The organism is Microcoleus sp. PH2017_05_CCC_O_A, from assembly GCF_020738785.1.
Lineage (GTDB): Bacteria > Cyanobacteriota > Cyanobacteriia > Cyanobacteriales > Microcoleaceae > Microcoleus.
In genome coordinates this window covers 37,849-50,664 of the sequence record NZ_JAEQCB010000056.1, presented here as the reverse complement: position 1 = coordinate 50,664, position 12,816 = coordinate 37,849, and the positions used below count along the sequence as shown (strand labels likewise).

Below are 12,816 nucleotides of genomic sequence, written 5' to 3'. Positions count from 1 at the left end.
GATACTTTCTCAAGTTGCGCCCGGAAACCATAAAAAACTTTAAAATTAATTAATAGTATCGTCAAATGAACCTTCTCGGTCAGCGCCTGGGAATGCCAATCACCAACACCACCTCAACTTTGATTCAATCCGAAACACTAGAACTATTAGAATGGCCGCGCCTGTGTCAGCACTTGGCTACCTTCGCTGCTACTAAACTCGGCGTCGCGGCCGCCCTCGACCTCCAAATCCCAGCAACTCAAGCTCAAACAGCCGAACTCCTAGCCCAAACTCAGGAAGCTTATCAGTTAGAAAGCCGCGCTGGGGGTGCTTTGAGTTTTGAGGGCATCCAAGACATCGGCTCTACCCTGCAACGAGCCGAACTTCAAGGTTTGCTCGGTGGCGAAGAATTGCTCGCGATTGCTACTACACTCGCAGGAGCAAGGCAATTGCGCCGGATAATTGACTCGGCGCCCGATGTCCCGACGCTCAAAGAACTGGCATCGCAACTGCGGACTTATCCCGAAATCGAGCAAGAAATCCATCGCTGTATAGACGATCGCGCTCAAGTAGCCGATCGCGCCACTCCTAAATTAGCAGGAATTCGAGTGCAAATGCGACAGTTGCGCGATCGCATTTATCAAATATTGCAAGGAATTTTACAGCGCCAATCCAACGCCGTCCAAGAACAGGTAATTACTCAAAGAAGTTCGCGCTTTGTGATTCCGGTAAAAGCTCCCCAAAAAGATGCTATTCCCGGCATCGTTCACGACTCCTCCGCCAGCGGCGCGACACTGTACGTAGAACCCCACAACACAGTCAATCTTAACAACCAAATGCGGCAGTTGCTCCGGCAAGAACAAGCCGAAGAAGAAGCAGTCCGCCGCGCCCTCACCGAGCAAGTCGCAGCAGTCAAACCAGATTTAGATAGATTGGTGGTGGTAGTAACAACTATAGATTTAGCTGTGGCTAAAGCGCGCTACGGTTATTGGCTCCAAGCAAACCCGCCGAAATTTATCGACTTGGGAGAGCCAGAATTAGCACCAAAAAATACAGAAAAATTAGATGATGAAAATTCGAGTGATGAAAATTTAGATGAGGAACAACCAGAAAAAAGCCAAGTATTAATTCGGAATCTGCGATCGCCAATTACCCTCCGTCAATTGCGCCATCCTTTATTAGTTTGGCAGCAACAGCACGAACAAGGCTTTGCAGTCGTTCCCGTCGATTTAACAATCAGCCCCCAGATCCGCGTCGTCGCCATCACCGGCCCCAACACCGGCGGCAAAACTGTCACCCTCAAAACCTTGGGATTGGCTGCTTTAATGGCGAAAGCCGGAATGTTTGTCGCCGCCCGCGAACCCGTAGAATTGCCTTGGTTCGACAATATTCTTGCTGATATTGGTGACGAACAATCTTTGCAGCAAAGTTTGTCTACTTTTTCCGGCCACATCCGCCGCATCCCAATTCCCAATTCCCAATTCCCAATTCCCAATTCCCAATTCCCAATTCCCAATTCCCAATTCCCAATTCCCAATTCCCAATTCCCAATTCCCAAATCTTTAGTTTTGTTAGACGAAGTAGGAGCGGGGACAGACCCATCTGAAGGTAGTGCATTGGCGATCGCCCTATTGCAATATCTCGCCCAACATTCGCTGCTAACAGTCGCAACTACCCACTTTGGCGAACTCAAAGCCCTCAAATATCAAGACGCCCGCTTTGAAAATGCCTCAGTAGAATTTGACGACAGTTCGATGCAGCCAACCTATCGCTTGCTGTGGGGAATTCCCGGACGTTCCAACGCCCTAACTATTGCTAAAAGACTCGGTTTGCTAGCATCGATAGTCGATGAAGCTCAAACCTATGTCGGCGGAGCATCTCAAGATGTCAATCAAGTGATTGCTGGACTCGAAGCCCAGCGCCGGAGACAGGAAACCAAGGCCAGAGAAGCAACTCAACTGCTGCACCAAACCGAAAAACTGCACAAGGAAGTTTCTCAAAAAGCAGCGGCTTTGCAAGAGCGGGAGCGAGACCTAAAAATAGCTCAGGAAGTGGCAGTAAATGAGGCAATAGGATCGGCAAAATCAGAAATTGCTCAAATTATTCGTCGCTTGCAGGCGGGCGACCAAACGGCTCAAAATGCCCAAATGGCAACAGAAACCTTAAATCAAATTTCCCAAAAACACCTGCCCTCTCGGAAACAACCGGCGAAACCGAAACCGGGTTTTATGCCAAAAACGGGCGATCGTATCCGCATTCCCAGCCTGGGCCAAACCGCCGAAGTTCTCAGCGGGCCAGATGCTAACGAAGAGTTGAGCGTGCGGTTTGGGATTATGAAAATGACCGTCAAACTAACAGAAATTGAATCCCTCGACGGTCAAAAACCGGAAACTAAGGCTCAATTAGCCAAGGTTGCAGCTCAAGCAGCCGCTACCGCCAAAGCTAAACAAGCAGCGTCGGAACCAGCAAAACCCAATCCCGAAATTGCCATCCGCACTGCTAATAATTCGATCGACCTTCGGGGCGCCAGAGTCTCCGATGCCGAAATCGAAATCGACAGAGCTCTGTCCAAAGCAGTCGAATACGGTGCGCTGTGGATAATTCACGGCAAAGGTACGGGACAGTTGCGGCGCGGGGTTCACGAGTTCCTCGCTACTCATCCGCAGGTTTCCCGCTTCGAGCTCGCCAGTCAAAAAGAAGGAGGTGGAGGTGTGACCTTGGTTTATTTGAAATAGTCAGGATTTACACATTTCCGGTTGATATCAAATCCGGTACCATCGGAATTATTAGTAGTCGAAATTAGGAGACGGCAGTGCCGTGTCCCTACAATTAATCTGGCGTAGGGACACGGCACTGCCGTCTCCTCTATATCATTCCGGCGCAGCCGGAATTGATATGATATAAACACCATAAAGTATCATATTGAGTAACTAACTGCCTGACTAATGAAAAAAACTCCCTCAAATGAAGTTTTGGTTGGCGACTGTCGTGAAGTGATGAAGACATTGCCAGAAAATTATATTTCTGCGTGTATCACTGACCCACCTTACAATTATGAATTTATTGGGCATAAATGGGATGACTCAGAAATTCAAAGACGTATTGAAAAAGTCAATGACAAAGGAAGTAAAACCCTTGTTAAAAATATTCCCTATGGTAGTGGTTTAGCAGGTGGAGTCAGAAACGAAAAATGGTATCAAAGGAATCGTAACAACACTCTAGAGTATGAGAAGTGGTGTTTTGATTGGGGTGAGCAGCTTTTTCGGATCTGCAAACCGGGTGCGACAGTTTTAGTTTTCAACAGCACACGAACTGTTGCTCACGTACAAGTAGCACTTGAAAATGCTGGATTCTATGCGAGAGATATGCTTGTTTATAAAAGATCCAGTGGTATCCCCAAAGGCGTCAATATCAAACAACAGTTCGAGAAGAAAGGATATGAAAATCCTGAAAAATGGGAGGGTTGGCACAGTTGTCTGAGGAACGAATGGGAAGCAATCTGCGTACTTCAAAAACCACTGGTCAATAATTACTTGGAAACTCTACAGGAGTATGGTACTGGTCTATTTTATACTAAAGATCGGTGCGGTGGTTTTCAGTCAAATATTTTAGAAGGTATACAGCGTGAGAAAACCGAGGAGTTTAACGTTCATTGCACAGTAAAACCGATCGCTCTAATGAGAAAGTTGGTTGAAATATTTGTACCGCGTTTGGAAAATTCTATTCTAATCGATCCTTTCGCAGGATCGGGAACTACATTACTGGCGGCGCAAGAATTTGGGATTAAGTATGTTGGCATTGAAATAGTACCTGACTACATAGAGATTATCAACAAGCGCCTTGATAGTTTCATCGGTGTACAGGGAATTCTCCCACTCTTTCAGTAAGAAATGACTTTAAATCAAAGCCACTTATTGTTTGTATGAACTCAAACGAAGCATCGCCAGTATAAACTCTCCAAGTCCCTACTTGGCACGCTGTAATAGCTGCGGACAAATTATCTTGTCTAAGTATTAAAAAAACTGGCTCATAATTATAGGTACGAAGTAGTTGGCCATAGGATTTAAACTTTTTCAGTGTTCCAGAATCTCCTGAGCCAATACGATATTTTGTATCTATCGCATACCCATCAACAATTAGATCGCACGGCTCATCGCTTCCCACTTTAAATGCTGGCTGAAAACTACTGCAATATGTTTTGCACGTTTCAATAACTAACAATTGCCAACACATACCTAACTCGCGCCCCCAATATTGCCTATTTTCTCTTTTTATTATGGGAGAAATACCAAACACATCCATTAAAATATCGTGTTCTTCATTCTCTTCTGCGTAAACTTTCTCGGTAAATGAGTTTTGGTATTTTGCTAAAATTTGCTCTAGTTTTCTTTCAGTCATCAGTTACCAGTTCAGCTAAACTAACGGATAATGCTTTGGCTATTTTGTTTGCATTCAGCAGCGTTATATTCCTTTCTCCTCGTTCAACAGAGCCAATATAAGTACGATGTAATTCAGATAGTTCTGCAAGCTGATCTTGGGAAAGATTTCTGAGCTTTCTGAAATGTCTAACTTTTTTGCCAAATTGCTCCGTAATATCCATAGATTGCGCCAGATTAAGCAATGACAACTATAATCTGACAGACTATAAGTAGCGACAGACTATAAGTAGCATTCGAGAATGCTAAGAGTTTGGCCTTGATATAAGTTCCGAGAGTTTCAAAGCACTGATTTGATTTCGGTCACTCTGCGGCGTAGGATGGTTGGGGGTGAAAATTTTTGGGTTTTGCTGCGGTTGGGCGATCGAACTTGCAACCGCAACTTTCAACTCGCAAATCCGTCCAGCAACTAGGATTGCCGGAATCAAAGCCACGAGTTATGGAGAAAAATTAACAGATCAGCTTTTGTCCGGCCACAAAGCTTGCATTACTGCATACTGTCGATATCCTGCATCAACCTGTCTTATTTCCCGTGCCCAAGCCATGCGCTCGACTGTAAAGCCCTCCGCTCCCACAAACGAAACGGGCCCATCTCCCAACTGGGAAGAATTGACCCAAAAAGCACCAGAACCTACCCAGTTGGACAACATTAAAGCCCAACTGGATTTAGTGCTGTTAGCCCTAGAAGCCCTGGCAGAAATTGGCTCAGAGGCGATGCTCAAGGTAGCAGCCGAACTGAATTTAGAGCCAATGGTAGCCGATCGCGTAGCTTTGTGGCGGCTGCGCCAATCGAACCCGCTGCGAAAAGGCCAGGGAGGACGGAAAAAACTGGATGTGGAGGAAGCTCGATCGCTCGTTTTGATAAGCTGTAATTTGGCAAAACAGCATCAAGCTTTAATCCGCCGCGCCGTGGCCTTGCTCGAACAAATGGCTGAGCAAAACCGCGAACCTCACACAGTCGCTTTGTTGGGAGACTATATTGATAGGTTCAGCAACACTTATGCCGATCGCATGGAAGATGCAGAAACTTTATCGGCAAAAGAACTAACTAATTTGGCCCTGAAACTCCTGATCGATTTGCTGTTTTACAGCAGTCCCGGCGGCCACCGGCGCCTCTGGCTCGCCCTCCTAGATCGTGCTAAGAATTAGTCACCAGTCATTAGTTATTGGTTATTGGTTATTAGAACAAACAAATAACAAATAACAAATAACAAATAACAAATAACATACAGTCTTCTTGCTATGGCTCTCAAACGCTACACGCCCCCCACTTGCACGCTGGAAATTACAGCCAAAAGTTCGCCTCTATCTCGTTGGGCGGGCAAACCCGTGTTTAAATCTTTAAATTTTGAGTTGCGACTAGATGACCCCAGGCTACCAGATACCGAACACGTTACTCTCAGGGGCGATCGCAATCAACTCGAAACCCTCCACGAAGCAGTCACCAACTACGTCCAAAACTTCCTCGGCGAAGCCCGCGATTGGGACAACAACCTCAACTCCCAAACAGGTTTTACCATAGCCCCAGACTCGCCAGAAGTCGCGCGCAATGTCGTTACATTCGATCGACCCCCCAACGCATCCGAACTAGCAACCGCCGCCCCAAACACTACCTACCTGCCAGTCCCCCCCCGCCTAGAACCCCGCGGCTTGCTAGCCCACAACTTGTTCTTAGGCTCATTGAGCGCCGCCGAATCCGGGCCGGAAGTACACTTGAGTACCCTCCAACTCTTTGACTTGGCCACCGCACTAGATGACTGCGCCGCCGAAGTCATGGCAGTCCCTAACCTCAACCGCGATCGCCCAGAAGCGAAAGCATTACCATGGTTGAATATCGCAGCAATCCTAGTCGCCAGCGTCGGAATGACCACGGGAATTGTTAAAATGCTCGATCGATCGTCCTCCAACACCTCCCCAACAACCGCCACAGCCCCCGTCACAGCCCCCACCAACCCACAATTTACCCCCGCACTCCCGCAGCCCCAAATACTTGCCGGCGCCACCCCCAGCCCAGTTCCCGCCCCCACCACATCCCCCACCACATCCCCAACAGCAACACCAACAGCCGCAGCCACACCAGGCTTACCCCCCCTACCGCCCCCGCCCATCAACACCGCCGCCGCCACCCCCAGCCCCAGCTTGCCCCCTATCGCCCTAGCCCCAAGCCCAAGCACCAACAAACCCAGCCCCATCCAGCAGCCACCCCTGCTATTCCCCCCCAACAGCAGCGCACCCGCAGTATCACAGAGCGCCCCAGCCTTCCCCCAAGGGCAAATCATCACAATTCCCGATCCCGCAGGGCCCCCAATTGCCGCCCCCCAAGCACCCTACCTGCTGCCCCCCATACCGCCGAGACTAGCTCCCGCCGTACCGCCCCCCCTGCCACCATCCCTATCTGCATCGCGATTCCCAGTTCCCCCACCGCAATCATTCCCCCCCCTCCCCCAGCCGATTTCCCCCCCCAGCACCGAACTCCCACCCCTTGAGGACACTAAACCGCAAGCCGAGTCAGAGGACAACAACCGGGCTACCGCCAGCAAAAAAAACCGCACTTTATTTGATACAATTCCTCAAGTTTCAGAAGCTAGAACCTACTTTGAGGAACGCTGGAAGCCACCAGAAGGAATGGAACAAACCTTGGAATACAGCCTCCAGATCGATGAAAACGGCTCAATTCAAACTATTGTCCCGATGGGCAAAGCAGCCGCCGATTATATCGATCGGGCTAGTATGCCCTTAGTCGGCGAGCCGTTTGTTTCTGCCGTTACTCATGGAAAAAACCCGAAAATTCGAGTAGTCTTAAGACCAAACGGTCGAGTACAAACCTTTTTGGAAGAGACTAATTGATCCCTCGCAAACACATTTTATTGACATTTGCTCCATTTTATGCTGCCAAAATATCCTTATACCAAAAAAGTCCTAGGGTGTGGATCCACCAACAATCCCTAGCTAATTTAATAGCTACGCACCCGATCGCAATGGTTGGATAATACATAAACACAACATTAGTCGATCGCCCCCATCAACCGATGCGCCGAATATCACCCTACAAACTCAACTTCTTCCTTCTTCCTTCTTCCTTCTTCCTTCTTCTTTCTTTCTTCCTTCTTTCCTTCCTTCTTCCTTATTCTTATTTCTTCCTTGCATCCGTTACATCCGTTACATCCGTTACACAATCAGTTGCCGAACTTTCCTTTTTCTTTATCCCAAGCTTCTCCAATCCAATAAAAAACTACAATACCCGCAAAACTCGCTAAAAAATCTTCAATACTAGCAGTACGATTTGGCAAAATAGCTTGCAGCATTTCTTCCCCAGCAGTGAAAATAGTAAACAGTGCTGGCCCGAAAGGAATTGGATAATTCAACACCATCATCATTTTTTTGCCCGTTGCTCTATGGCACAAAAAAGATGCTATTCCGTACAAAATAAAATGTCCGAGTTTGTCATAAGGCGGATGAGCCAGAGGAAAGTTAGTTAACTTTCCCATATCTGCTACCAGCATGATACTGAGAATAATTAACAAGTACAAAACACACGCAACAATCCAGAATTTTTTTGAGGATAATTTCATCGGATTTTTTCCACTATCGACAATTGACGAACCGAGTCCACGCCGCTTACCGCAATTTTGTTGGATTTGTGAATGAGATTTTTTTTGATTAACCGCAGAGGGCGCAGAGGGCGCAGAGAAAGAGAGGAAAGAGAAGATAGCGTAAATATTTGAGTTAGGGCGGGTTTTGTAGGGATATTTTTGGCTAACAACCCGCCTCTACCAGATATTGTTATGCTTAACGCGCCCACTGTTGCAATATGTAATTGTAAAACTTTTCCGTATCTACTCGATCCATTGCTTGAATTTTTCGCCCTCCTGTTTCAACTTTTGTACGCCCTTGACTGACACCTTCGGTAACTATTTCGGTTTCCCATTCTCGCAGTTCGTAAAATTCTGGATGTACCAAATAAGCCGTTGCCAAAATATCCCAAAAATAGTAATCTTGAGATATTGCTAAAGCATAACACTGTCCTGCTAAATCGGAGATTGAATATTTGCGCTGTCTGGCTAAGCGATTAGAAAAATCCACAGTCAGCGGTACATTATTGGTGATATCTAAAGGACACATCACAACGGGAATTTGTGTTTGCCAAATTCTCTCAATGGCTATCGGATCCCAGTAAGCATTCCATTCCGCCGACATATCTTGTCCCGGTTTCATATCTTTGCTAACATTGCCTATAGCGTTGAGCGCCCCTCCCATCCACACAATTTCTTTGATTTTGCTTTCAATTTCTGGTGCAATATCTAAGGCTTGTGCCACTGTTGTTAGCGGCCCCGTTACCATTAATGTGACCGGTTCCTTTGCATCCCGCAAAACTCCCACCATAAAGTTTTGTCCGGGTTCTGATATTAACGGTGTGTCAATGGTTGCTTTTTCATTTAGAATGGGAAGTCGATCGCACGCAAAGGAATCTCGCCTAAACAACACCGGAAATGGATTCAATCCCCGCACCGTACTCGCCGCCACTGGCACCTCTGAACACCCCATCAAATCGAGGATTTTGCGGGTTGCACTCACGGCTGGCTGAATGTAGCAATCCGCCGGAGTGACAATTACTCCCAGAGTTTGCACTTCCTCCATTGTCATCAGCAACACGACTGAGAGATAGTCGTCAACTGCACCGTCGTGATCGATTAGTACCAGCTTTTTCGACATTCTGCTTCCCCATCATTGAATTAGTGTAAAGTACAAATATAAATTTATTTGTTCTAAAAACACAACTGATTCAACTATAGCCGTTCTCAAGTGAGGTACTCGCCAATTCCCAATTCCCAATTCCCAATTCCCAATTCCCAATTCCCAATTCCCAATTCCCAATTCCCAATTCCCAATTCCCAATCTGTCCCTCACTCACTAAATAATTTATTATGAATACCATATCACCTTACGGCTCTTGGAAATCTCCCATTACCTCAGATTTAATTGTTTCAGGAACTGTCGGACTCGGACAAATTGCCATTGACGGCGATGATATTTACTGGGTAGAAGGAAGACCATCGGAAGCAGGAAGAAGCGTCCTCGTGCGGCGGACTCCCGACGGTAAAATAACTGACGTAACACCGCCTCCGTTCAACGTTCGCACTCGCGTCCACGAATACGGCGGCGCTGCTTTTGCAGTTTCTGATAGCGTGGTTTATTTCTCTCATTTTGCCGACCAAAGAATTTATTGTCAAACATTAAATTCTCCACCAGAACCCTTGACACCTGCTGCTAAATGTTGCTACGCAGATGCGATCGTTGACAAACCAAGAAATCGCCTGATTTGTGTGCGCGAAGACAATGCAGGAAGAGGCGAATCTGTGAATACAATTGTTAGTATTAATCTAGATAACGGCGAAGATATTCAAATTTTAACTCAGGGCAACGATTTTTATGCTTCCCCTCGTTTGAGTCCTGACGGTGTTCAACTTTCCTGGATTTGTTGGAACCACCCAAATATGCCCTGGGATGGCACAGAATTGTGGGTGGCAGAAATTAATGCTGATGGTTCTTTAGGCGAAAAATATTTAGTTGCGGGCGGGGTTGATGAGTCAATTTTTCAGCCGGAATGGTCGCCCGATGGAGTTTTGTATTTTGTTTCTGATAAGTCGAACTGGTGGAATTTTTACAGAACCCCCCTCAATCCCCCCTTAGCAAGGGGGGAAGCAAAGATAGAAAAAAGCTTGCGCGAACAACCAGAAATTGAACCAGTCTGCGAAATGTCCGCTGAATTCGGCCTTCCCCAATGGGTTTTTGGAATGTCAACCTATGCCTTTGTCTCGGAAAGCAAAATTATTTGCACCTACACTCAGCAAGGTAAGTGGCATCTAGGAAGTCTCGATTTAGCGACAAAGCAGTTGACAAATATTGAGACAGGTTACACTGATATTTCGTCGGTGAAAGCGCGGGGAGAAACGGTAGTTTTTCTGGCAGGTTCGCCGATCGCATCTACTGCTATTGTACAGCTAAATTTAGCCACAAGTCAACGGAAAATTTTGCGAAAGTCGAGCGATTTAAACATCGATTCTGGTTATCTTTCTGTACCGGAACCGCTGGAATTTCCAACCGAAAATGGTTTGACTGCTTTTGGCTTCTTCTATCCTCCGAAAAACCAAGACTTCGCTGCACCTGAATCTGAAAAACCGCCGTTAGTTGTCAAAAGCCACGGCGGCCCGACTGCTGCTACTTCTAGCAGCATGAATTTGAAAATTCAATATTGGACGAGTCGCGGTTTTGCGGTGCTTGATGTCAACTACGGTGGTAGCACTGGTTACGGCCGGGAATACAGAAGAAGGCTGCAAGATAGTTGGGGTATTGTTGATGTTGATGACTGCGCTAATGGTGCTAAATATTTAGCCGAACAGGGTTTGGTAGACGGCGAAAGAATGGCGATCGCCGGAGGCAGTGCAGGGGGCTACACAACTCTGTGCGCTCTGACTTTCCGCGATGTGTTTAAGGCCGGTGCGAGCTATTATGGAGTTAGCGATTTGGAGGCTTTGACAAATGATACTCACAAGTTTGAAGCGCGGTATCTGGATGGATTGATCGGGCCTTATCCTGCACGAAAAGATTTGTATGTAGCTCGATCGCCCATTCATGCAGCCGAAGGTTTATCTTGTCCCGTTATCTTCTTTCAAGGATTGGAAGATAAAGTCGTGCCGCCCAATCAAGCCGAAATGATGGTAGAGATATTGAAAGCTAAAGGTTTGCCGGTTGCTTACGTTGCTTATGAAGGGGAACAGCACGGTTTTCGTCGCGCTGAAAATATCAAAAGAACTCTTGATGGGGAATTCTATTTCTATTCCCGCGTGTTTGGGTTTGAGTTAGCTGAACCGGTGGAACCAGTGCCGATTTACAATCTTTAACAAAAATTAACGTTGCAGTTGCTCTGTTTGCGATCGAACGCAACGGGAGCATCTCAGTTTTGCATTTACAGTGCTGCCCCGCTCAAAAAATGCTTCGTAGTACGGACTTCAGTCCGCTCTTTAAAAATGCTTCTTGCAAAACTGAGATGATCCCAACGCAACTGTAAAATTGAATCATAATTCGCCAAGATTAAATGTGATTTCGTTCACAAATTCTGATGTTTATTATCACAAATTTTGCTGTTTATTATCACATCTTTTCAGGCAATATACCGAGAGAATAAAATAGTCCGATCGATCTCTGTTACCGCAGAAAAGATCGATCGCGCGATGTCGAGTTGAGAGTCAATCTCTATGCAAACCCCTGTCAACCTAATTCCATCTGCTTTGGGCGAGTTGTTTGCCGAAGTGAATCATAGAGGCTACATTACTGTAGCCGATCGCTACGGTTTGCTGGCGGCTATTTTTGACGAGACTTTGACTGAGGATGACAAACGCTCTATCGATCGCCTCCTGCGCTCTGTCTGCCGGGGCAGGATAAAATTAGTTGATGAACTTTCTGCGATCCGATAAGCATTCAACAACCCTTAATAACACTCATCAATCTAGCGTTTTTGAAGCAAGAGAAGCACCAACCGCGCAGGGATCTTAACTCGCTCGCGCTATAAAATCTCACCTCAGAGGCTTCCATTTCCCACAAGTTTAACGTGCAGGCATAGCTGTAGCCAACTGCAAGTTGCTCAAACTTTCTTCGGGCCCCAAATCCATCGGATAGCTGAGTGCGGCAGGAATCCCCAACACGCAGCAGGGAAAATTCTTGCCGAGTTGCCTAACCAGCGGGTGGTTGCGAGAATTGCAGCCTAAAAATAGTAAATTTGCCGATTCTAATTCTACCACATTTCTCAATTCTGTCGCAACTTTACCGATGCGTAAATGAGCTTTGAATAAACCGCGCCATTCCTCAGCCAAACAGCGGGCTTGCCACAGCAACTTATCTGCTACCTCGTACTCATTATTTTGACAGAAAATTGCTCGAAAATAAGGCGGATCGATCCAGGTCGCTCGCTGGGATACCGATTGGATTTCGGCTGTAGGTAATGCGATCGCAGGCGCTGCACAGTAAAGAGCCGATTTTTCCTCTAAATCCGACAGTTGGGGCTTCGTAGCCCAGGCATTTTCCACACCCAAACTACAAGTATTTTCATCGTAAATGTTGGGAGTTTCGTCGAGTACGTAGACGACTTGCACCGTGACTTCTTGAGTTGTTACTAAACGAGTTTGATGAGCAATCCAAAGGGTAATATCGAGAGCTGTTTGACTTTGAGGAGAACTGTTGTAACCCACAATAAAATTGATAGATTTTGTCGGTTTTGTCGGTTTTGACTTTTTCTTAGAAACAGGGACTTTTGACTCCGGCAGCAACACCATTTCTTCCGCTAAGTTTTGGCATCCTAATGCACTTTCAAAACGCGCTAAAATTGTTTTGAGATTCACAGGCT

The 12,816-nt window shown here is 46.5% G+C and carries 12 protein-coding genes; 6 read left to right on the top strand and 6 right to left on the bottom strand.

What is annotated here, in order from left to right; translation table 11 throughout:
* Window positions 1-119 precede the first annotated feature (119 nt).
* Window positions 120-2,714 (top strand): endonuclease MutS2, encoded by a 2,595-nt coding sequence (locus JGK20_RS14690; protein WP_366038958.1) that lies wholly within the window; start codon window positions 120-122, stop codon window positions 2,712-2,714.
* A 210-nt stretch (window positions 2,715-2,924) separates the two neighbouring features.
* Window positions 2,925-3,866: a DNA methyltransferase gene (locus tag JGK20_RS14685; RefSeq protein WP_293231047.1), complete on the top strand. Its 942-nt coding sequence runs from the start codon at window positions 2,925-2,927 to the stop codon at window positions 3,864-3,866.
* On the opposite strand, the gene JGK20_RS14680 is transcribed toward JGK20_RS14685, so the two are convergent.
* A complete protein-coding gene (locus JGK20_RS14680; protein ID WP_293231045.1) occupies window positions 3,829-4,377 on the bottom strand; it encodes a hypothetical protein in 549 nt (182 codons plus the stop codon). The genes JGK20_RS14685 and JGK20_RS14680 overlap by 38 nt on opposite strands.
* Window positions 4,370-4,579: a helix-turn-helix transcriptional regulator gene (locus JGK20_RS14675; RefSeq protein WP_293204579.1), complete on the bottom strand. Its 210-nt coding sequence runs from the start codon at window positions 4,577-4,579 to the stop codon at window positions 4,370-4,372. Before JGK20_RS14675 ends, JGK20_RS14680 begins: the two co-directional genes overlap by 8 nt.
* A gap of 379 nt (window positions 4,580-4,958) precedes the next feature.
* On the opposite strand from JGK20_RS14675, the gene JGK20_RS14670 reads away from it, so the two are divergent.
* Window positions 4,959-5,564, top strand: coding sequence for a DUF3038 domain-containing protein (locus tag JGK20_RS14670; RefSeq protein ID WP_293122723.1), 606 nt, complete (start codon window positions 4,959-4,961; stop codon window positions 5,562-5,564).
* Window positions 5,565-5,657: 93 nt separating this feature from the next.
* Complete coding sequence (locus tag JGK20_RS14665; RefSeq protein ID WP_293231042.1) at window positions 5,658-7,262, top strand: DUF4335 domain-containing protein; 1,605 nt, start codon at window positions 5,658-5,660, stop codon at window positions 7,260-7,262.
* Window positions 7,263-7,591: 329 nt separating this feature from the next.
* Here the strand turns inward: JGK20_RS14665 and JGK20_RS14660 are convergent, their stop codons facing one another.
* From JGK20_RS14660 to JGK20_RS14650, 3 genes are all read right to left on the bottom strand, one after another.
* Complete coding sequence (locus JGK20_RS14660) at window positions 7,592-7,987, bottom strand: VanZ family protein (RefSeq protein WP_293174505.1); 396 nt, start codon at window positions 7,985-7,987, stop codon at window positions 7,592-7,594.
* Between the two features lie 217 nt (window positions 7,988-8,204).
* A complete protein-coding gene (locus JGK20_RS14655; protein WP_293231039.1) occupies window positions 8,205-9,128 on the bottom strand; it encodes a nucleoside hydrolase in 924 nt (307 codons plus the stop codon).
* Between the two features lie 70 nt (window positions 9,129-9,198).
* Window positions 9,199-9,351, bottom strand: coding sequence for a hypothetical protein (locus JGK20_RS14650; protein ID WP_293174511.1), 153 nt, complete (start codon window positions 9,349-9,351; stop codon window positions 9,199-9,201).
* Here JGK20_RS14650 and JGK20_RS14645 point away from each other — a divergent pair.
* Window positions 9,341-11,317: a S9 family peptidase gene (locus JGK20_RS14645; protein ID WP_293231036.1), complete on the top strand. Its 1,977-nt coding sequence runs from the start codon at window positions 9,341-9,343 to the stop codon at window positions 11,315-11,317. The genes JGK20_RS14650 and JGK20_RS14645 overlap by 11 nt on opposite strands.
* Window positions 11,318-11,671: 354 nt before the next feature.
* On the top strand, window positions 11,672-11,890 hold the full coding sequence (locus JGK20_RS14640; protein WP_293156610.1) for a hypothetical protein: 219 nt from the start codon (window positions 11,672-11,674) through the stop codon (window positions 11,888-11,890).
* A gap of 129 nt (window positions 11,891-12,019) precedes the next feature.
* Here the strand turns inward: JGK20_RS14640 and JGK20_RS14635 are convergent, their stop codons facing one another.
* Window positions 12,020-12,811, bottom strand: a complete 792-nt coding sequence (locus tag JGK20_RS14635; protein WP_293174520.1) for a universal stress protein — start codon at window positions 12,809-12,811, stop codon at window positions 12,020-12,022.
* Window positions 12,812-12,816 lie beyond the last annotated feature (5 nt).

What these genes read in the sequence shown, in the direction of transcription:
- JGK20_RS14685 (WP_293231047.1), top strand. Translation starts at nt 2,925, where the DNA reads ATGAAAAAAACTCCCTCAAATGAAGTTTTGGTTGGCGACTGTCGTGAA.
- JGK20_RS14680 (WP_293231045.1), bottom strand. Translation starts at nt 4,377, where the DNA reads ATGACTGAAAGAAAACTAGAGCAAATTTTAGCAAAATACCAAAACTCA.
- JGK20_RS14675 (WP_293204579.1), bottom strand. Translation starts at nt 4,579, where the DNA reads ATGGATATTACGGAGCAATTTGGCAAAAAAGTTAGACATTTCAGAAAG.
- JGK20_RS14670 (WP_293122723.1), top strand. Translation starts at nt 4,959, where the DNA reads ATGCGCTCGACTGTAAAGCCCTCCGCTCCCACAAACGAAACGGGCCCA.
- JGK20_RS14665 (WP_293231042.1), top strand. Translation starts at nt 5,658, where the DNA reads ATGGCTCTCAAACGCTACACGCCCCCCACTTGCACGCTGGAAATTACA.
- JGK20_RS14660 (WP_293174505.1), bottom strand. Translation starts at nt 7,987, where the DNA reads ATGAAATTATCCTCAAAAAAATTCTGGATTGTTGCGTGTGTTTTGTAC.
- JGK20_RS14655 (WP_293231039.1), bottom strand. Translation starts at nt 9,128, where the DNA reads ATGTCGAAAAAGCTGGTACTAATCGATCACGACGGTGCAGTTGACGAC.
- JGK20_RS14645 (WP_293231036.1), top strand. Translation starts at nt 9,341, where the DNA reads ATGAATACCATATCACCTTACGGCTCTTGGAAATCTCCCATTACCTCA.
- JGK20_RS14650 (WP_293174511.1), bottom strand. Translation starts at nt 9,351, where the DNA reads ATGGTATTCATAATAAATTATTTAGTGAGTGAGGGACAGATTGGGAAT.
- JGK20_RS14640 (WP_293156610.1), top strand. Translation starts at nt 11,672, where the DNA reads ATGCAAACCCCTGTCAACCTAATTCCATCTGCTTTGGGCGAGTTGTTT.